At 64.1% G+C, this 19,341-nt stretch carries 18 protein-coding genes and 1 pseudogene; 5 read left to right on the forward strand and 14 right to left on the reverse strand.

The genetic code is table 11. The annotated features are described in order from the left end of the window. Positions 1-182: 182 nt before the first annotated feature. Both ACZIRK_RS38835 and ACZIRK_RS38840 read right to left on the reverse strand, forming a co-directional pair. Positions 183-968, reverse strand: coding sequence for an ABC transporter permease (locus tag ACZIRK_RS38835; protein WP_456642491.1), 786 nt, complete (start codon positions 966-968; stop codon positions 183-185). Continuing rightward, complete coding sequence (locus ACZIRK_RS38840) at positions 968-1,792, reverse strand: ABC transporter ATP-binding protein (protein WP_474419292.1); 825 nt, start codon at positions 1,790-1,792, stop codon at positions 968-970. Before ACZIRK_RS38840 ends, ACZIRK_RS38835 begins: the two co-directional genes overlap by 1 nt. Positions 1,793-1,917: 125 nt before the next feature. On the opposite strand from ACZIRK_RS38840, the gene ACZIRK_RS38845 reads away from it, so the two are divergent. Together ACZIRK_RS38845 and ACZIRK_RS38850 are read left to right on the forward strand one after the other, a co-directional pair. After that, a complete protein-coding gene (locus ACZIRK_RS38845; RefSeq protein WP_474419293.1) occupies positions 1,918-2,706 on the forward strand; it encodes an ATP-binding cassette domain-containing protein in 789 nt (262 codons plus the stop codon). After that, on the forward strand, positions 2,703-4,262 hold the full coding sequence (locus ACZIRK_RS38850) for an ABC transporter permease/substrate-binding protein (protein ID WP_474419294.1): 1,560 nt from the start codon (positions 2,703-2,705) through the stop codon (positions 4,260-4,262). The genes ACZIRK_RS38845 and ACZIRK_RS38850 overlap by 4 nt, the downstream gene beginning before the upstream one ends. Positions 4,263-4,373: 111 nt before the next feature. Here ACZIRK_RS38850 and ACZIRK_RS38855 read toward each other — a convergent pair whose 3' ends face one another. After that, positions 4,374-6,083, reverse strand: a complete 1,710-nt coding sequence (locus tag ACZIRK_RS38855) for a sulfatase-like hydrolase/transferase (protein WP_474419308.1) — start codon at positions 6,081-6,083, stop codon at positions 4,374-4,376. A 159-nt stretch (positions 6,084-6,242) separates the two neighbouring features. Beyond that, positions 6,243-6,929 (reverse strand): TetR/AcrR family transcriptional regulator, encoded by a 687-nt coding sequence (locus tag ACZIRK_RS38860; protein ID WP_474419295.1) that lies wholly within the window; start codon positions 6,927-6,929, stop codon positions 6,243-6,245. 99 nt (positions 6,930-7,028) lie between these two features. On the opposite strand from ACZIRK_RS38860, the gene ACZIRK_RS38865 reads away from it, so the two are divergent. Together ACZIRK_RS38865 and ACZIRK_RS38870 are read left to right on the forward strand one after the other, a co-directional pair. After that, positions 7,029-7,649: a hypothetical protein gene (locus tag ACZIRK_RS38865; protein ID WP_474419296.1), complete on the forward strand. Its 621-nt coding sequence runs from the start codon at positions 7,029-7,031 to the stop codon at positions 7,647-7,649. A 285-nt stretch (positions 7,650-7,934) separates the two neighbouring features. Further along, positions 7,935-9,785: an ATP-binding protein gene (locus tag ACZIRK_RS38870; RefSeq protein ID WP_474419309.1), complete on the forward strand. Its 1,851-nt coding sequence runs from the start codon at positions 7,935-7,937 to the stop codon at positions 9,783-9,785. A gap of 139 nt (positions 9,786-9,924) precedes the next feature. Here ACZIRK_RS38870 and ACZIRK_RS38875 read toward each other — a convergent pair whose 3' ends face one another. From ACZIRK_RS38875 to ACZIRK_RS38885, 3 genes and pseudogenes are all read right to left on the reverse strand, one after another. Next, a complete protein-coding gene (locus ACZIRK_RS38875) occupies positions 9,925-10,170 on the reverse strand; it encodes a hypothetical protein (protein ID WP_474419297.1) in 246 nt (81 codons plus the stop codon). A 49-nt stretch (positions 10,171-10,219) separates the two neighbouring features. Next, on the reverse strand, positions 10,220-10,402 hold the full coding sequence (locus ACZIRK_RS38880) for a hypothetical protein (RefSeq protein WP_474419298.1): 183 nt from the start codon (positions 10,400-10,402) through the stop codon (positions 10,220-10,222). Then, positions 10,389-10,652 (reverse strand): annotated as a pseudogene (locus tag ACZIRK_RS38885) (SDR family oxidoreductase); the annotation flags it as partial. The gene ACZIRK_RS38880 and the pseudogene ACZIRK_RS38885, both read right to left, overlap by 14 nt. Positions 10,653-10,913: 261 nt before the next feature. Here ACZIRK_RS38885 and ACZIRK_RS38890 point away from each other — a divergent pair. Further along, complete coding sequence (locus ACZIRK_RS38890) at positions 10,914-12,026, forward strand: DUF2336 domain-containing protein (RefSeq protein ID WP_245474853.1); 1,113 nt, start codon at positions 10,914-10,916, stop codon at positions 12,024-12,026. 216 nt (positions 12,027-12,242) lie between these two features. On the opposite strand, the gene ilvC is transcribed toward ACZIRK_RS38890, so the two are convergent. From ilvC to ACZIRK_RS38925, 7 genes are all read right to left on the reverse strand, one after another. Continuing rightward, entirely contained in the window at positions 12,243-13,262 is a 1,020-nt protein-coding gene (ilvC, locus tag ACZIRK_RS38895) for a ketol-acid reductoisomerase (protein ID WP_028161808.1), read from the reverse strand. A gap of 149 nt (positions 13,263-13,411) precedes the next feature. Continuing rightward, positions 13,412-14,017: a LysE family translocator gene (locus ACZIRK_RS38900; protein ID WP_208828394.1), complete on the reverse strand. Its 606-nt coding sequence runs from the start codon at positions 14,015-14,017 to the stop codon at positions 13,412-13,414. An 8-nt stretch (positions 14,018-14,025) separates the two neighbouring features. Then, entirely contained in the window at positions 14,026-14,901 is an 876-nt protein-coding gene (locus ACZIRK_RS38905; protein ID WP_474419299.1) for an EamA family transporter, read from the reverse strand. Positions 14,902-14,928: 27 nt separating this feature from the next. Then, a complete protein-coding gene (locus tag ACZIRK_RS38910) occupies positions 14,929-15,624 on the reverse strand; it encodes a class I SAM-dependent methyltransferase (RefSeq protein ID WP_474419300.1) in 696 nt (231 codons plus the stop codon). A gap of 3 nt (positions 15,625-15,627) precedes the next feature. Further along, positions 15,628-16,170, reverse strand: coding sequence for an acetolactate synthase small subunit (gene ilvN / locus ACZIRK_RS38915; RefSeq protein WP_028161804.1), 543 nt, complete (start codon positions 16,168-16,170; stop codon positions 15,628-15,630). Between the two features lie 25 nt (positions 16,171-16,195). Further along, complete coding sequence (locus ACZIRK_RS38920) at positions 16,196-17,179, reverse strand: threonine dehydratase (RefSeq protein ID WP_474419301.1); 984 nt, start codon at positions 17,177-17,179, stop codon at positions 16,196-16,198. A gap of 9 nt (positions 17,180-17,188) precedes the next feature. Beyond that, the gene (locus ACZIRK_RS38925; RefSeq protein WP_474419302.1) at positions 17,189-18,964 is read right to left on the reverse strand and encodes an acetolactate synthase 3 large subunit; all 1,776 of its coding nucleotides are present in this window, start codon (positions 18,962-18,964) and stop codon (positions 17,189-17,191) included. Positions 18,965-19,341 lie beyond the last annotated feature (377 nt).

Consider the following 19,341-nt stretch of genomic DNA (forward strand, 5'->3'; position numbering starts at 1 on the left):
GGGCCACAATTGTAAAATATTTAGGTCCGAGGTACGGTGGGCACAAAAATCCCGCACCGGGGGGGGTTGGAGAAGCCCCCCCCTAATTGGACAACGGGGGCCCGGGGGGGGGGCAAAGCCGCGCCGGCCCCACAAACTCGGTGGGGGCAACTCGCGGGGGGCCCCGCGGCGATTGCCCCACCCTACGCTTCGCGCGCCGCCATCGGTCGCCAGACCAGCAGGCGTCGTTCGACCAGCGTCACGGCCATGTCGATCAGGATCACGAAAGCCGACAGCACGAACATGCCCGCGAAGACGCCGGCGACGTCGAACACGCCCTCGGCCTGCTGGATCAGATAGCCGAGGCCGGCGGCGGCGCCGAGATATTCGCCGACGACGGCGCCGACCACCGCAAAGCCGACGGACGTATGCAGCGAGGAGAACATCCACGACAGCGCCGAGGGCCAATAGACATGCCGCATCAATTGCCGCTCGCTCATGCCGAGCATGCGGCCATTGTCGAGCACGGTCGTGCTCACTTCCTTGACGCCCTGATAGACGTTGAAGAACACGATGAAGAAGACGAGGGTGACGCCGAGCGCGACCTTGGACCAGATGCCGAGGCCGAACCATAGCGCGAAGATCGGCGCCAGCACGACGCGCGGCAGCGCGTTCGTCATCTTCACGTAAGGATCGAACACGGCCGCGACGCGCGGCTGGCGCGCGAACCAGAAGCCGACCAGAACGCCGAGGGACGAGCCGATCACGAAAGCGAGGATCGATTCCCACAGCGTGATCGCAAGATGCTTCCAGATCACGCCGGTCGAGAACCATTTGACGATCTGGTCGAAGACGTCGATGGGATTGGAGAAGAAGAACGGCGGCAGCAGGATGCGGCCGAACAGCGGGACTGTGGTAAAGACCTGCCACAGCGCCAGCGCGACGACGGCGACCAGGACCTGGCAGAGCAAGAGCGCAGCGCGGGACATCACTCGGCTCCCGCGGCTTGCGATGATTGCGCGTAACCCTTCATCACCTCTTCCTTCAGCACGCCCCAGATTTCGCGATGCAGTTCGTGAAACTGCTTGTCCAACCGCACCTCGAAGATGTCGCGCGGGCGCGGCAGTTCCACGCGCCAGTCGCCGATGATGCGCGAGGAAGGGCCGGCCGACATGATGACGACCCGGTCGGCGAGCGCGATCGCCTCCTCCAGGTCATGGGTGACGAACAGCACCGCCTTGCGGTCGGCAGTCCAGAGTTCGAGCAGCAGATTGCCCATCACCTGCCGGGTCTGGGCATCGAGCGGGCCGAACGGCTCGTCCATCAGGAGGATCTTTGGATCGCGGATCAGCACCTGCGCAAGGCCGACGCGCTTGCGCTGGCCGCCCGAGAGCATGTGCGGATAGCGGTTTGCGAATGCGCCAAGCCCGACCGAGGTCAGCCAGGCCTGCGCCTGTTCCAGCGCCTTCGCCCGCGGCGTGCCCTTGATCTCGAGCCCGATCGCGACATTGTCGATCGCGGTCTTCCAGGGGAATAGCGCATCGGCCTGGAACAGGTAGCCGGCGTCGCGGTTCAATCCTGTGAGCGGCTGGTCGAAGATCCTAACCGCGCCCGCGGCCGGCTTGAGCAGGCCGGCGGCCACGTTCAGCAAGGTCGACTTGCCGCAGCCGGTGGGACCGACTATCGCGACGAATTCGCCATGGGCGACCGCAAGGCGCGCCTTCTCGACCGCGGTATATACGCGGGCATCGGCGAGACGAAACGCCACCGTCGCATCGTCAAGCGCCACCGCTGTTGGCCTGGCCGTGTCCACCACGTTCCCTCCCTGTTCGGGAGGATGCCTTAGCCTCTCGTGCGGACAAGTTCAACGCAGCATCGCGACATGCTAGTTGATCTGTGATCTCTTAAGGCAGGGCGCAGCGCGAGGTTTGAACGGCATTGTCCAACGGACCACTCATTGCCTACACCAAGGTCGGCAAGACCTTCGCCAATGGCGGCGTGGTCGCGGTCGACGACGTCTCACTCGAGGTCGCCGAGGGCGAGTTCCTTGCCATCGTCGGCGGCTCCGGCTCGGGCAAGACCACCTTGCTGCGGCTCGCCAACCGGCTGATCGAGGCCGACCGCGGCAGCGTCACGGTCGAAGGCGAGGACGTGCGCAATGTCGATCCGATCCGCTTGCGGCGGCGCATTGGCTATGTCTTCCAGAGCGGCGGGCTGTTTCCGCATCTTTCCGTCGGCGCCAATATCGGCATCACACCGAAGCTGCTCGGCTGGCCGGCGGCGGAGATCGCAGCACGCATCGACGAACTGCTCGAACTGGTGCAACTCGACGGCGGGCAATATCGGGAGCGGCTGCCGAGCGAGCTCTCCGGCGGGCAGCGGCAGCGCGTCGGCGTCGCGCGGGCGCTGGCCGCACGGCCCCGCATCGTGCTGATGGACGAGCCGTTCGGGGCGCTCGACCCCCTCACCCGCGACGCGCTTGGCGATGATTTCCGCGAATTGCATCGCAGGCTCAAATTGACCACGATCATGATCACCCATGACATGACGGAAGCGCTGCTGCTCGCCGACCGCGTCGCTGTCATGCACGAAGGCAGGCTGCTGGCGCAGGGCACCCCAGCGGAGCTTTCCGAAAGCAACGATCCTTACGTCGAAAAACTTCTGCACACGCCGCGGCGGCAGGCGGAAAGGCTCGGCAAATTGCTGCCGCGGGACGGCGCCACATGAACCTGTTTTCCGATCCGCGCTGGAGCGAAGCGCTCGCGCATCTGCCCGATTATCTCGGCAACCATGTGCGCGTAAGCCTCGCCGCGCTCGCGCTCGGGCTGATCGTCAGCCTGCCGCTGGCGATCCTCGCACGCAACCGGCCGGTGCTGCGCGGCGCGCTGCTCGGCTTTGCCTCTATCGTGCAGACCGTGCCGGGGCTGGCGCTGCTGGCGCTGTTCTATCCGCTGCTACTGGTGCTCGCGGCGCTGACGCTATCCTGGTTCGGCTTCGATTTCTCCGCCTTCGGATTTCTGCCGGCGGTGCTGGCGCTCGCGCTCTATTCGATGCTGCCGGTGCTCCGCAACACCATCACTGGCCTGTCGGGCGTCGACCCGGCGCTGACGGAGGCAGCGCAGGGCGTCGGCATGACGGAACGGCAATCGCTGTTCATGGTGGAGCTGCCGCTGGCACTGCCAGTGATGATGGCGGGCATCCGCACCGCGGCGGTGTGGGTGATCGGCACCGCGACGCTGTCGACGCCGATCGGGCAGACCAGCCTCGGCAATTATATCTTTGCGGGACTGCAGACCCAGAACTGGGTGTTCGTCGTGTTCGGCTGCCTCGCCGCCGCCGCGCTCGCGCTCGCCGTCGACCAGCTGCTGGCGCTGATCGAGAACGGCCTGCGCCACCGCAGCCGGCTGCGTGCCGCGCTCGGCGGCGTCGGCATCGCGGCGCTGGTCGCAGCGACGCTGGTGCCTGCGATGGCGCGCTCGGCATCGAGCTATGTCGTCGGCGCGAAGACCTTTACCGAGCAATATGTGCTGGCAGCCCTGATCGCGCAGCGGCTGAACGCGGACGGGCTTTCCGCGACCACGCGCGCAGGCCTCGGCTCCAGCGTGATCTTCGATGCGCTGAAAGCCGGCGATATCGACGTCTATGTCGACTATTCCGGCACGCTATGGGCCAACCAGTTCCACCACACCGACATCCGGCCGCGCGAAGAGCTGCTCGCCGACTTGAAGTCGATCCTGGCGAAACAGGACATCACCTTGCTCGGCGATCTCGGCTTTGCGAACGCCTACGCCCTCATCATGCCGAAGCAGCGCGCGGAAGCGCTCGGCATCCATACCATCGCCGATCTCGCCGCGCTTGCGCCGTCACTGTCGATCGCCGGCGATTACGAATTCTTCTCGCGGCCGGAATGGGCCGGCATCAAGCGGGCCTATGGATTGTCGTTCCGCACGCAACGACAGATGCAGCCGGACTTCATGTATGCCGCCGTCGCCTCCGGCGAGGTCGATGTGATCGCGGGCTATACCAGCGACGGGCTGATCGCGAAATATGATCTCACGGTGCTCGGCGATCCCAAACACGCGATCCCGCCCTATGATGCGGTGATGCTGCTGGCTTCGAAGCGCAAGGATGATGCGAAGCTGCGCGCGGCATTGCAGCCATTGCTCGGGCGGATCGACATCGCGACGATGCGGGAAGCGAATCTGCGCGCCGCCGGCAATGATGGCTCGTCCTCGCCGGACGCCGTCGCGCGCTGGCTGTGGGAGCGGATCGGGGGGAAGTGAGGATCTGTAGGATGGGTAGAGCGAAGCGAAACCCATCATTCGGGCGGCTTGTCGAGAAGCTGATGGGTTTCGCTTCGCTCTACCCATCCTACGCCGCTCCACGCTGGACTCTCATAGCCCCTTGATCACACCCGCGTCGATCAGGAGGCGGTTGAAGCGGCGGGCCTCGGCGCCGTCCTTGCAGGCATAGAACAGGCCGTTGCAGCGGAGCATGATGTGCTTCTGCTCCTCGAACGAGGGATCGAGCGGAATGCCGGCGGCTTCCTGGATCACCAGCGGCAGATAGGCCGCATCGATCGTGTCCATCACGGCCGCTGATTTCACCGGTTCGAAATTGATGGCGTCGATCGCGTAATAGGTCGCGAAATAGCGCGGGTCATACGTCTCGAGCTTCTTGCCGATGCCGGCCGCATCGAGGCTCGGGTCGAGAAGATGCGGCGCGAATTCCGGCTGGTGATCGCCGTATCGAACGATCAGGAACGGCTGCGCCGGAAACTTTTTCTTCAGTCCCGCGACAAAGGCGGCGTAGTCAGTCGCGCTCATCGCCTGCCGGCGCAGATATTCATCGATGACGGGCGCGTTGCCGAGCGGGCGCCAGGACGGCGTCAGGTCGGGGCGCAACGGCGTCTTCCACGGGAAATGGTTGGCGGCGAGATAGACGAAGGTGAACTGCGGCGCGCCGGGCGGCTGCTCGGCCATCAGCCGCAGCGCCTTGTCGTAGAAAAAGCGGTCGGGCTCGACATCCTTGGCGCGGAGATCGCGCGCATCGTAGAAGCGCTGGATGCCGGTCGTGGCCTGGAAGCTGCGCGCGCTCATGAACGCGCCGAACGCCGGATAGAGCGAAAGCGTGTTGTAGCCGCAGCGGCGGAGCGCAAGCGGCAGCCCGCGCTCGACGCGGCCGGAGGCGATGCGGGTGACGAAATAGGCGAAACGGCCGAAGGAGCGCGAGGAGAGCCCGGCGAGCACATTGTATTCGGTGAACCAGCTCGGCCCGCCATTGCTCTCGGCCAGGAATTTTCGCTCGACGCCGTCATAGGACCTGAACTGCGCGCCGTAGCCCGGCGGCACCTTGACGCCTTCGGCCGCGCGGATATCGAAGCTCGATTCATCGTGGATCAGGATGATGTTCGGCCGGCGGCCGGCCGGATGGCAGGAGTCCACCAGCGGAATCTTGAGGTGCTCGCTCGCGACCGCGTCCGACTCCATGAAGCCATAGTTGATGAAATCGGAAGCCGCCGTGACGGCGGAGCGGGCGAATTTCGAGAGATAGCCGTCGTCGTAATAGCCGCGCCAATCCTCGTCCGGCCAGGTGACGGCATATCCTGCCAGTGCGGCAAGGCACGCCAATTTGCAGGCCAGCGCCGGCAGGCGTCGGACGCGGAACGGATCGAGCCACCACAGCGCATACATCAAGGGCAGCGTGACGGCGCCTGCGCCGATCAACGACCAGCGCAGGTTCGGAAAGATTGTCAGCAGGAAGGACGCGGTGTCGTGGTCGACCACCATCAGGTCGACGAAGTTCGCAGTCATCTGCACGACTTCGTGCTTGAACCGCGAGAGCAGCACCAGCGCCACCACCAGCGTCAGCGACAGCGCCCCCGATAGCGCCGGCCGCCGCAGCAGCGCGATGAAGAAGAAGTTCAGGATGCCCCAGGACAACAGGAAGCAGAGTCGCGAGCCGAAATCGGTCTCGGTCTGCACCATGATCCCGAGCGCCGCCATCTGTGGCGCAGCGACGGCGAGCAGCCGCCAGATGCCGATCGCGGCCAGGCCGCCCGCGATCGCAGCAATCGAAGAGCCTTGATTTGGCGCGGGCGCCATGGTGACGACGCAACATTCCCCGGCGCGGTAGTTCGCCTTGGCTGGAGGTGACCAGGAGGCGGACGACGCAGCCGGAACCCGCGTCGCGTCACAAAACCGTAATGTAACTGTCATGAACGCGCAAATGAATTTGCGGCGGCGGGCGTGACGCCGCGCCGCTCAGCGCTTCGCGATCCCGTCGATGAAGAGATCGATGATCGCCTCCGCGGTACGTTCGGCATCGTCATCCGCGACGCCCCAGCGCGGAAAATGACCATCGATGTTCATGCGGGCAAAGCCATAGACCAGCGCGCGGCCGGCGATCTGAACCTGCTGCAGGTCGGACGCGCGGAGCTGGCCTTGGACAAAGGCTTCCGCCAGCGTCCGTTCAGTCAGCGCAATCAGCTCGGCATTGTCGCGCGAAACCCCGCCCGACCGATCATGATCAAAAAAGCGGCGGCTGGAGATGATCTCGAAATGGGCTGGGTTCTTCATCGCCCAGCGCACATAGGCCAATCCGAGCGCGCGAAACCGCGCCAAGGGGTCGCCGGCCGAAGCAGTATCCGGCGCCGCCTGGATCTCGGCTCGGAAACGCCGCTGCGCCTCTTCCGCCACCGCGTTCATCAGCGCGTCGCGGCTCGGGAAATGACGGAACGGAGCGCCCGGCGAGACCCCGGCGCGGCGCGCCGCCTCGCGAACGCTGACGGCGTCCGGCCCGCCCTCGTCCACCAATTGCAGCGCGGCGTCGACCAGGGCGTGCCGGAGGTCGCCGTGGTGATAGGGCTTCGCGACGGCCGCGGACGGATTGCGGCGGCGCGGCTTTGCGGCTGAGGATTTCGTGGCGCGACGCATGTCTTTCCCTAACATCACCGGCTCGTGAATGTAAGCGGTGATTACACGGATTGATCACCTCTCGGGAGGCAATGTAACCAGTGATTACATTAAACAACAGCAGGGAGGCGAAACATGCCGATGGGGCCACGGTGGTTCGAAGGGTGGCGGCTGTTCGCCATCCTCACATCGATCCTGGTCGCGCTCAGCCTCTGGATCGCTGGCATGCGACAGTTCGAGGTCGACGGCGTCAGGATGGTGATCCGCTTCACGGCGCGGACTTCGCTGTTGTTGTTCTGCCTTGCCTTCTCGGCGTCCGCGCTGGCGCAGTTCTGGCCGAACGCCTGGACGCGCTGGCAGCGCCGCAACCGCCGTGCACTCGGCGTCAGCTTCGCGGCATCACACGCCATCCATGCTGCAGCGATCGGCTGCTTCGCGCTGATGGACCCAGCCGGCTATGCGGCTGCGACCTCGGCCGCGTCCTACATCTTCGGCGGCATCGCTTACGCCTTCATCATCGCGATGACGGCAACCTCATTCGACCGCACCGCGGCTGCACTCGGCGCACGCGCCTGGCGGACGCTGCACCTGGTCGGCGGCTATTATCTTCTGGTGCAGTTCACGGTCTCATTCGGCAAGCGGATTCCGGAGATGCCGCTTTATGCGCTGTTCCTGATCCCGCTCATGGCGGTGTTCGGCTTGCGAATGATCGCGATGGCATCGAGGCGGACGCCGCGCGCCATCGAGGCCCGATAGCCTAAACCACGCTCATAAAGCGTGACGCAACGAAGCTAATGTCCGCTTGCCACTAAACGCGACGCAGTTGCTGCGCAACAGCGAAATGACGCGATGGGCCGGAAGGCGACATGGCCCTGAGGGCTGGCCTTCTTACCTGCGCCACCAGAAGGGCGGTGACACCGTTTGTCGAAGGCAGTCATATATGGTGATGCGCACTCTGGGCTATCTGATATTCTCAGCGCAGGCCCGTCCCCGGCTGCGACGACCAGCATTGGACGGCGTCTGGCACGGGAGGTGATCTTGGTGCGCAACTGGGCAAAGAGTCGAACGCGAGGTCGCAAGCTTCATTCGACCGGCGCGAAGGCGCGCGCTGGTCGAGCTAGCAAAAGCCGCGCCGATCTCGAACGACAGCTTAAAACATGCAAACAGGAGATCGCTAACGCGCGGGAGCGCCTAGTCGAGGCTACGAAGCAGCAAACTGCCACCTCCGAGATGCTGCGCATCATCTCGGATTCGCCGCTTCAGTCGGTGCTGGACGCGGTGGCCGAACATGCCGCACGCCTGTGCGACTCGAATAATGCCGAGATCTATCGCCTGGATAACAACGTTCTCCGCTTGGTGGCTTCATACGGAGAACTTCCGGTGCATATTCAAGCCCGTGGGGGATTTCCCGCAAATCGCGACAGGGTGATAGGACGAGCTGTATGCGATCGGCGGTCGGTCCATGTCCACGATCTCGCCGCCGAGGATAGCGAGTACCCGTTGGGCAGCAGTGACGCAAAACGCCAGGGCCATCGCACCACGCTCGGAACACCGTTGCTGCGCGAGCGCACCCCCATTGGAGTAATTCTGTTCCGGCGATGGGAGGTCCGACCATTCTCCGACAACCAGATCGCGCTTCTCGAGACGTTCGCCGACCAGGCGGCGATCGCGATCGAAAACGTACGCCTGCTCGAAGCCGAGAAGCAACGCGCGCTGGCGCTTGCGCACGCCAACCGCGATCTCGCACAACGCGAAGCGAAGGTACGGCGTCTGGTCGACGCCAACATCATTGGCATCTTCATTTTTGATCTTGAAGGTCGCATTGTGGAGGCCAACGACGCATTCCTACAGATGGTGGGATACGACCAGGAGGATTTCGTCGCGGGTAGCGTTCGCTGGGCGGACCTCACGCCACCGGAATGGCGCGACCGCGATGAGCGGGCGGTGACCGAGCTAAAGAAGACCGGAACGGTCCAACCGTACGAGAGGGAGTATTTCCGCAAGGACGGCAGCCGAGTGCCGATACTGATTGGCTCGGCCGCGTTCGACGAACAACGAGGCCATGGCGTCGCTTTCGTACTCGATCTGACCGAGCGCAAGCAGGCCGAAGCAGAAGCGCGACAAAGTGAACAGAAATACCGCGAGATGCAGACAGAGTTGGCGCACGCCAATCGCGTCGCCACCATGGGCCAACTCGCAGCTTCTATCGCCCATGAAGTGAAGCAACCGGTCGCCGCGATGGTGACCAACGCGCAGGCCGGACTGAGCTGGCTGGGCGCTCAACCGCCAAATCTGGAAAAAGCCTGGCAGACGTTCGGTTATATCGTTAGCGATGGTATGCGGGCGCGCGATGTCGTCGACCGGATCCGGGACATGATCAAAAAAGCGCAACCGAGGAAGCAACTCCTGAACATCAATGATGCAGTCCGCGAGGTCATTGAGCTCGTTCGCGGCGAAACGATGAAGAATGGCATTTCGGTGCACACGTTTCTAGCAGAAGGCACACCACCGTTGGAAGGCGACCGGGTGCAACTCCAACAAGTGATGCTGAATCTGGTGATGAATGCAGTCGAAGCTATGAATGCTACCAGCGAGGACGCGAGAGAGTTGCTCATCAGCACCCGGCAAACGGAACGTGACGTCGTTCTCGTCGAGGTGCGAGATACGGGACCAGGGCTGGCACCAGCGACTCTCAATCAGCTTTTCGACGCCTTCTACACGACGAAGCCCGGCGGTCTCGGACTGGGACTGTCGATTTGTCGCTCGATCATCGAAGCGCATGGGGGCCGATTATCGGCGAAGGCCAATGTGCCTCGCGGCGCGATTTTTGAGTTCAGCCTTCCCGCCGCGCCAGACCTTGCCAAGCAACCAGCTGTCGTGAGTGCAACCTAATCCGGTGCGGCGATGGCTATCCGCCAAGCATGGCTGCCCAAACTAGCTCGGAGAGCCGACTCGTCGGTTAGGCAGCTTTGGGGGCATTTTCGACCGATTGAGCGGGGGTAGTCTGCTGGCTGATGTCCCCTCCGGGAGTTCACTCGCCCCCCACGAGATGGAATCTGCGGCCGAGCTGGTGATGCACGGTGATGACGGCGCGGTCGACGTCGCTGATCAGGCTGTCGCCGAGGACGACGTTCGGAATTTCCCAATTGCGGCCCGCACTCGCATGCGGCCGAGTGGAGACGGCGACAACCTGCGCTGTCTCGCAGCCGGGCTGGCTGCGCAGCGCATCATTGGCGATTGCGGTCAGTTCCGCAGGGGTCTTGCCGATGGTGGACATGCAAACTCTCGTGACGGGCGAATGCGGCAAGGGCATGTCGCCAGCATGCTCACGTTGATGGCATGAGGCCGAGGCGCTTGGCGATGATCCGGTCGAGCGTACGCTTCGGCAGGATTGACGCCACGATATGCTGCATCCGATCCGGCGCGATCTGGTAACGCACCTTTGGGTTCGGCGCCGTCAGCGCATTGAAGATGGTCTCAGCGATCTTCGCCGGCGGCAATGCCGGCATTGTTGACGAGGCCCGCAAGCGTCTCGCCATTCAGCGCGTCGCGAACCTGGCGCGCGGAAGCAAATACCGCAGCCTCATCGGTGACGTCGAAGATCAACGGCGTGAAATTGGCCCCGAACTCGGCTGTGAGCCGGTCGGCATCGGCCTGCTTGCGCACGCTGCCGAACACGCGGAAGCCGCGGTCGAGCAGAAACCTGGCCGTCGCCCAGCCGATGCCGGTAGACACGCCGGTGATCACGACCGATCTCATGACCTGGTCTCCCCTGATGTTCCCGGGGACATCTACAGCGTTTTCGAGCGAAGTGGATGCCGGCTTCGCGTGAAGAAAACGCTGCATGCTTGATCCAGCCGAGCGGCTGGCACGATCCGGCGATCTTGAGTTGAATTGGTTACGTCTTGCTAACCTTCTCCGCGAGCACAGCCGACGATCGGGTTCCAGCTTAACGCAGGCGTAAGACCGCGCTTGCCATCTTCCGGACCAACCAGAGAACCTGCAACAAGAACAATTCCAATGATGGCGCAACAGCCGGCCCACTCGATCATCGCCGAACTCGAGGAAGCCGTGAGAGACGGCTCGTCGGCGAAGCGGATCAAGACCCTTCGGCGGGTGACCGATCTCTTCCTGCACGACGGCGAACGCTTGAGCGACGAACAGGTCAAGGTGTTCGACGACGTCCTGTGCCTCCTGATCACGCGCGTCGAGAGCCGGGCCAAAGCCGAGCTCAGCAAGCGCCTCGCGCCGATCGACTACGCGCCGTTCGAGGTCATCCAGCACCTGGCAAAGGACGACAAGATCGAGGTCGCCGGCGAAGTGCTGGCGCATTCGATCCGCGTCTCGACGGAGACCCTGGTCGAGGTTGCCAGCACCAAGGGGCAGGACCACCTGCTTGCGATCTCCGGCCGCGCGAGCCTCCCCGAGGAGGTCACCGACGTGATCGTCGATCGCGGCGAGGTGCGCGTGATCCGCCGGCTCGCCAACAATGCCGGCGCGCGCTTCTCGGAGGCCGGCTATTCCGGCATCGTCGCGCGCGCGGAAAGCGACGACGAGCTGGTCGAAATCCTGGGACTGCGCATCGATCTTCCGACCAAGTTCCTGCGCGAGCTCTTGCACCGCGCCAAGGATGCCGTGCGCGCCCGCCTGCTCTCGATCGCACCGCCGGCGCTGCAGGAGGAGATCCGCGAGGTGCTCGACGAGATCGCGCGCGAGGAGCCTGCGGTGCGACGCGGCTTCGGCATTGCCGAACAGCTCGTCAAGCTGATGAAGGAGCTGAACGAGCTGGACGACGCGGCGGTGTTCAAGTTCGCCGAAGCGGGCAAGTTCGACGAGGTGATCGTCGCGATCGCCCTGCTCAACGACGTCGAGCCCGAGATGATCGCGCGGCTGATGGAGGGGCACCGCTCCGACCTGATCCTGATCCCCTGCCGCGCAGCCAGGCTGAACTGGCCGACGGTGGAGACGATCCTGAGCAACCGGCCGGCCGCGCAACCGATCTCGGCGCAAACCATGGAGCAGGCCCAGCGCGATTTCCGCCGTCTGTCGATCGAGACCGCCCAGCGCACCGTGCGCTTCTGGCAGCTCCACAACCGGATCGAGAAGCCGGCGGAAGGGCGTGCGGCGCCGTAAACCGCAACAGTGCCGTCATTGCGACCGCAGCGAAGCAATCCATCTCACCGCTTGTGGAGGCATGGATTGCTTCGCTGCGCTCGCAATGACGTGGAGAGGGCACAGAGCACTCGCAGAAGCCGTAGGGTGGGCAAAGCACAGCGTGCCCACCATCACGAGCGGAGTGCTGAAGGTGGGCATACTTGCGTTCTGCCCACCTTACTTCTTGATCGCCGCTTAGTTCTTCGTCTTGTCGACCAGCGCGCCCTTCTTGATCCAGGGCATCATGTCGCGCAGCTTGGCGCCGACTTCCTCGATCGGGTGCTGGGCGAGCTTGGCGCGGGTGGCCTTGAACGAGGTCTGGTTGACCTTGTTCTCCAGCATCCAGTCGCGGGCGAACTTGCCGCCCTGGATGTCGGCGAGAACGCGCTTCATCTCGGCCTTGGTCTCGGCCGTCACGATGCGCGGACCAGTGACGTATTCGCCGTATTCGGCAGTGTTTGAGATCGAGTAGTTCATGTTGGCGATGCCGCCTTCATAGATCAGGTCGACGATCAGCTTCACTTCGTGCAGGCACTCGAAATAGGCCATCTCCGGCGCATAGCCGGCTTCGACCAGCGTCTCGTAGCCGCCCTTGATCAGCTCGACCAGGCCGCCGCAGAGCACCACCTGCTCGCCGAACAAATCGGTCTCGCATTCCTCTTTGAATGTGGTCTCGATGATGCCGGCGCGGCCGCCGCCGATCGCGGAGGCGTAGCTCAGGCCGAGATCATGCGCGTTGCCGGAGACGTCCTTGGCGATCGCGATCAGGCAGGGCACGCCGCCGCCACGCTGATATTCGGAGCGCACGGTGTGGCCGGGGCCCTTGGGGGCAATCATCAGGACGTCGAGATCGGCACGCGGGTCGAGCAGGTTGAAGTGGACGTTGAGGCCGTGCGCGAACACCAGCGCCGCGCCCTTCTTCATGTTGTCGTGCAGGTGCTCGCGATAGATGTCGCCCTGCAATTCGTCGGGGGTGAGCATCATCACGAGGTCGGCCCATTTGGCGGCATCCGCAACGCTCAGCACCTTGAAGCCGGCAGCCTCAGCCTTCTTGGCCGAGGCCGAGCCCGGACGCAGCGCGATCGACACTTCCTTGACGCCGGAATCCTTCAGGTTGAGCGCATGGGCGTGGCCTTGGCTGCCATAGCCGACGATGGCGACCTTCTTGCCCTTGATCAGGTTCAGGTCGGCATCGCGATCGTAATAAACTCGCATCGTAGTTTCCTCTTGAGGGGGCCGAACATCGGCCGATGGATTTGGGCTTGCAGGTGGATCAAGACCGCCGGCGCCCGCGAATTTCCGGCGTGGTCTAGAGCATTTTTCGGCTCAGGGGAAACCCTGTTCTCGCATGGCGCGCTGCGGCATCATGCGTCCATGAAGACCGGGTAGAGCGAGGCGAGCAACAGGATCGCCATCACGATATTGAAAGCGCGGACCGCCTGGCGCGAGGTCAGGATCGGCCGCAGCGCGGTGCCGAACAGCGCCCAGGCGATGCAGGACAAGGTGCCGAGGATCAGGCTCAAGCCGACCTGGATCGCGATATTCCAGGGGAATGCGGCAATCGCCGCATAGGCGGTGATGGTACCGATCACCATCACCCAGCCTTTGGCGTTGACCCATTGGAACATGGCCGCGCCCCAGAAGGTCATCGGGCGGCCGCTTCCGTCACCGGACTCCGGCGAGGATGGCTCGGCCATCGCGATCGCGGCGGCAAGATAGATCAAATAGGCGACGCCGATATATTTGAGGATGGTCTGCAGCACGGGATAGGCGATGAAGACGGTGCCAAGGCCAAGCCCGACGGCGCCGACCATGAACGCAAATCCGACCGTGATGCCCGCCATATGCGGCACCGTGCGGCGGAAGCCGTAAGTCAATCCCGAGGACAGCAGCATGATGTTGTTCGGCCCCGGCGTGAAGAACATCACCACGGCGAACATCACGAAGGCGATCAGAACCGACTGCGACATGACACCACTCATGCGATCTTCGTCTGGGGTTGCGGACTTCTCGAGAACAGCATGATGGCGATGCCGCCGATGACGGCGGCCATGCCCGCTAGCCGCAGCGGCCCGAACCGTTCGCCGAACACGATGCTGGAGGCGGCGGAGCCGACGAACGGCACCAGGAGCGCGAACGGCACCACCTGCGCCGCCGGATAGTCGCGCAAGAGCCGACCCCACAGCCAATAGGCGATGCTGGTTGAGACGGCGCCGACGAACAGCATGCAGGCGATACCGGCCATCGACATCTGCGACAGCGCTTGCCAGGTCGGCTTCACCCCGAGGGTGACCAGCGACAGCGCGAACAGGGGAACGGCGGCGCAGAGGCACAGCCATGCGAACAGATCGAACATGCGCGCACCCTGCGCGGGCCGCAGCAGGAGATTGCCGACTGCGAAACAGATCGGGGAGATCATCAGGATCGCGAACGCGCCGGCACTGAAATCACGGCCGACGGTGCCGGAGATCATCAAGAGGCCGATCGCGGCAATGCCGGTGCCGACCATCTGCATCCGGCTCGGCCATTCGCCGAAAATGATGGCGGCGAAGGCGATCGTGAACAGCGCCTGGCTCTGCACGATCACGCTGGTGAGGCCGACCGGCATGCCATGCGCAATGGCGATCGACTGCGCCAGGAACTGGCCGAGGAACAGGTTCAGGCTGATCGCGATCAGAAGCGGCCAGGACACTTTCGGCTTGCGCAGGAACAGGCACGGCACCGCCGCGATCCCAAAACGCAGCGCCGTCATCAATTCCGGCGGCAATTCGTCAAGCGCGATCCGGCTGGCGACGAAGGCAAGCCCCCAGATCACCGCGACCATGACGGCGATGCAGACGTCGGCCGGTTTCATTGGCTCGTCTTTTCCAGCTCTTTGGTTCTAGCTCTTCTGTTCCGGCTTCGGCTTGCGCAGGAGATAGGTGCCGTGCAGCGGCGCGTGGTAGTCGGCGGAGACCAGGGTGAAGCCGACCTCCGTCAGCATGCGTTCCATGACCCAACCGAAGGTCGAATATTCGTCGCGCATGTGCGTCACCACGCCCTCGCGCTCGAAATCATGGTTCTTGATGGAAAAATCGGCCCAGCCCTCGACGTCGCGCTCGACGCCGTCGGGCATGCTGACGAACACGATGTCGCGCAGATAGAACTCGCAGCCCGGCTTCAGCGCGTTGAAGATCCGCGACAGCGCCACCGCTTTCCAGAAATCCGGCAAATGATGCAGCGTGAATTCGCTGACGATCAGGTCATAGGAATTCGGCTGATAGGCGAAGCTGAGAAGTCCCGCCGGCTGGGTGCGGATGCGCGCCCTGCGGTCGCGTGCATAGATATTGGCGAGCGTCAGCATCGCCGGCGAGATGTCGATCGCGTCGACGTCGGCGCCCATCAGCGCCGCTTCGCAGGCGAGCACACCGTTGCCGCAACCGATATCGGCGACGCGCCAGCCCGGCTTGACGCCGAGCATGTTGAGCGTCTCGCGGGCGCGGACGTCGCTGTCGTCATCGCGGCCATAGATCGAGGCGACCGCGGTATCGATGCCGACTCTACGTCTTTGCGTGTAGTACCAGTCGCGCGCCAACATGGTTCACATCCCTTCCGGCCCGCGTCCGATCGCGGCGACGCCCGTGCGTGACACCTCGACCAGGCCGAGCGGGCGCATCAGGTCGATGAACTGATTGATCTTGGCGGTATTGCCCGTGATCTCGAACACAAAGCTCTCGGTGGTGGCATCAATGACCCGTGCCCGGAACGCATCCGCGAGCCGCAGCGCCTCGACGCGGTGGTCGCCGGTACCGCGCACCTTCACCATTGCGAGCTCGCGCTCGATCGAGCGTCCCGACAGCGTCATGTCGACGACGCGGTAGACCGGGATCATGCGGTCGAGCTGATGCTTGATCTGCTCGATCACCATCGGCGTGCCCGTGGTCACGATGGTGATGCGCGAAAGATGTTTCTGGCTCTCGGTCTCGGAGACGGTGAGGCTTTCGATGTTGTAGCCGCGGCCGGAGAACAGCCCGATGACGCGCGCGAGCACGCCCGGCTCGTTCTGCACGAGCACCGAGAGCGTGTGCGACTCGTTCGGATCGTGGCGCTCTTCGAGGAAGTAGGCGGATGCGGGCTGGTTCATGGTCGTCCCCTCAAGGATTGCTCTGTCACGCCATCGCCCGCTCGGCGATGGCGGCGTCCGTCCCGACCCACTGGCGGAACAGATCGAAATCGATATTGCCGCCGCTCAGGACCAGGCCGACGCGCTTGCCTTGCAGCCTGTCCCGCTCCTGCAGCGCCGCTGCGAGCGGCGCGGCGCCGGCGCCTTCGGCGAGGTTGTGCGTATCGGTCCAGTAACACCGGATGGCGGCGCCGACCTCGTCGTCGCTAACCTGCACGATGCGGGAGGCACCCTTGCGGATCATCGCGAGCGCATCGGCCTCGGGAATCCGGGTCGCCATACCGTCGGCGCGGGTGTTGGCGGTCTCGGTGGTGACGAGCGCGCCGGCGGCGAACGACAGCGCATAGGACGGCGCCTCCGTCGACTGCACGCCGACGATCTCGGTCTTCAGGCCGAGGAGATCGCGGACACGGATGCAGCCGCAGATGCCGGAGCCCTGCCCGATCGGCACATAGAGCAGGTCGAGGTCCGGTGCGGCCTTGAACAGCTCCAACGCATAGGTCGCAACGCCCAGCACCAGGTCGGAATGGAACGCCGGCACCATGTGCAGGCCCGCGCTCTCGGCGCGCCGCACCGCCTCCTCCCGCGCCGCCTGAAAATCCTCGCCGTGTTCGACCAGCTCGGCGCCGAAGGCGCGCATGGCGCGTTTCTTCTCGACCGAATTGCCATGCGGCACGTAGATCGTCGCAGGGACATTATTACGACGCGCGGCGAAGGCGAGACTCTGGCCGTGATTGCCGCGCGTCGCCGAGATGATCCCTCGCGTATCGGGCTGCTCGCGCTTCAGCCGATCGAGATAGACGAGCCCGCCGCGCACCTTGAAGGCGCCGGTCGGCGTGTGGTTCTCATGCTTGACCAGGACATTCGCACCCAGCCGCTCAGCTAGCAGCGGCCAGGCATACACCGGCGTCGGCGGCACCACCATGCCGACAACCGCCTGCGCGCGCTCGAGCTGTTCAAGGTCGAACATCAGTCCATCTCACACCAGCGCCTTGCCGCCGGCGAAGGCGGTCGCGGTTGCCTCGTCGGTCGCCTCCTCCGGCAACAACATCTCGTTGTGCGCCTTGCCGGAGGGGATCATCGGGAAGCAATTCTCGAGCGCGGCGACGCGGCAGTCGAACAGCACCGGACGCTTGATCGCGATCATCTCCTTGATCGCGCCGTCGAGATCGGCCGGCTTGATCACCTGCAGGCCGACGCCGCCATAGGCCTCCGCGAGCTTGACGAAGTCAGGCAGCGCCTCGGTATAGGAATGCGACAGGCGGTTGCCGTGCAGAAGCTGCTGCCACTGCCGCACCATGCCCATGTACTGGTTGTTCAGGATGAAGATCTTGATCGGCAGCTCGTACTGGACCGCCGTCGACATCTCCTGGATCGTCATCTGCACCGAGGCGTCGCCTGCGATATCGACGACGAGACTGTCGGGATGCGCCACCTGCACGCCGACCGCGGCCGGCAGGCCATAGCCCATGGTGCCAAGACCGCCGGAGGTCATCCAGCGGTGCGGCTCCTCGAAGCCGTAGAATTGCGCCGCCCACATCTGGTGCTGGCCGACTTCGGTCGTGATGTAGGTGTCCTTGCCGCGCGTCAGCTCGAACAGGCGCTGGATCGCATATTGCGGCAGGATGATGTCGTTGTTCTTGCGGTAGGACAGCGAGTTGCGCGCGCGCCATTGCGCGATCTGCTGCCACCACGCCTTGATGTCCGGCCGCTTCGCTTCCGCCTTGAACACCTGCAGCAGGTCGCCCAGCACGTTGCCGCAATCGCCGATGATCGGCACGTCGACACGGATGTTCTTGTTGATCGAGGACGGGTCGATGTCGATGTGGATCTTCTTCGAGCCCGGCGAGAACGCATCGATGCGGCCGGTGATGCGGTCGTCGAAGCGCGCGCCGACGCACAGCATGACGTCGCAATCATGCATGGTCATGTTGGCTTCGTAGGTGCCGTGCATGCCGAGCATGCCGAGCCAGTTCTTGCCCGATGCCGGATAGGCGCCGAGGCCCATCAAGGTTGACGTGATCGGGAAGCCGGTGAACTCGACGAGATCGCGCAGCAGCTTGGAGGCCTCAGGGCCGGAATTGATGACGCCGCCGCCCGAATAGATCACCGGCCGCCTGGCGGACGCGAGCAGTGCCACGGCTTTCCGGATCTGGGCCTCATCGCCTTTGACACGCGGCGCGTAGGAGATGTGAACGTCGGACTTGCGCGGCGGATGATAGGTGCCGACCGCGAACTGCACGTCCTTCGGCACGTCGACCACGACCGGGCCCGGACGGCCGGAGGTCGCCACGTAGAACGCCTCATGCAGGACCTTTGCGAGGTCGTTGACGTTGCGCACCAGCCAATTGTGCTTGGTGCAGGGGCGCGTGATGCCGACCGTGTCGCATTCCTGGAACGCGTCGTTGCCGATCAGATGGGTCGGCACCTGGCCGGTGATGCAGACCAGTGGAATCGAATCCATCAGCGCGTCGGTGAGCGCCGTCACCATATTGGTGGCGCCGGGGCCGGAGGTCACCAGCACGACGCCGGGCTTGCCGGTCGAGCGCGCATAGCCCTCGGCCGCGTGGCCGGCGCCCTGCTCGTGCCGCACCAGGATGTGCTCGACCTCGCTCTGCTGGAAGATCTCGTCATAGATCGGCAGCACCGCGCCGCCGGGATAGCCGAAAAGGTGCTGCACGCCATGATCGATCAGCGCGCGGACGATCATCGCGGCTCCCGTCATCTGGTTCGGATCGTGGCTCTTGTCTTTCATGGCTGGCTCCGGATGCGCGGTTTCTTGCGCGGCGTTAGGTCTTTGATTTGGGAAATAAAAAAGGGCCCGAGAGGCCCCATGCACACCGCCTGTCTGTCAGATGGCCGCTAGCCATCCCCGGCGGTGTGCCTGGGTACGACGACGATGAGTTTGGTAATAATGTTACGCATGGACCGGCTCAGGCTTCCCAAAGGTTGCGCGACCATACCGACCAATGCCCGAATGTCAAGGCAGGGACGCGTTCAGCGCGACTTTTCGTAATGTAGCGGGGTTCCTGGCGTTCGGCGAGTGTGAAATTGTTGTTCCCAGCCATGCGAGATTGGCCCCACAATGCGGTGCGCGCAGCGCGAACCCGGAATCTCGAGGTTCCGGGTTCG

The organism is Bradyrhizobium sp. Leo114, from assembly GCF_055229415.2.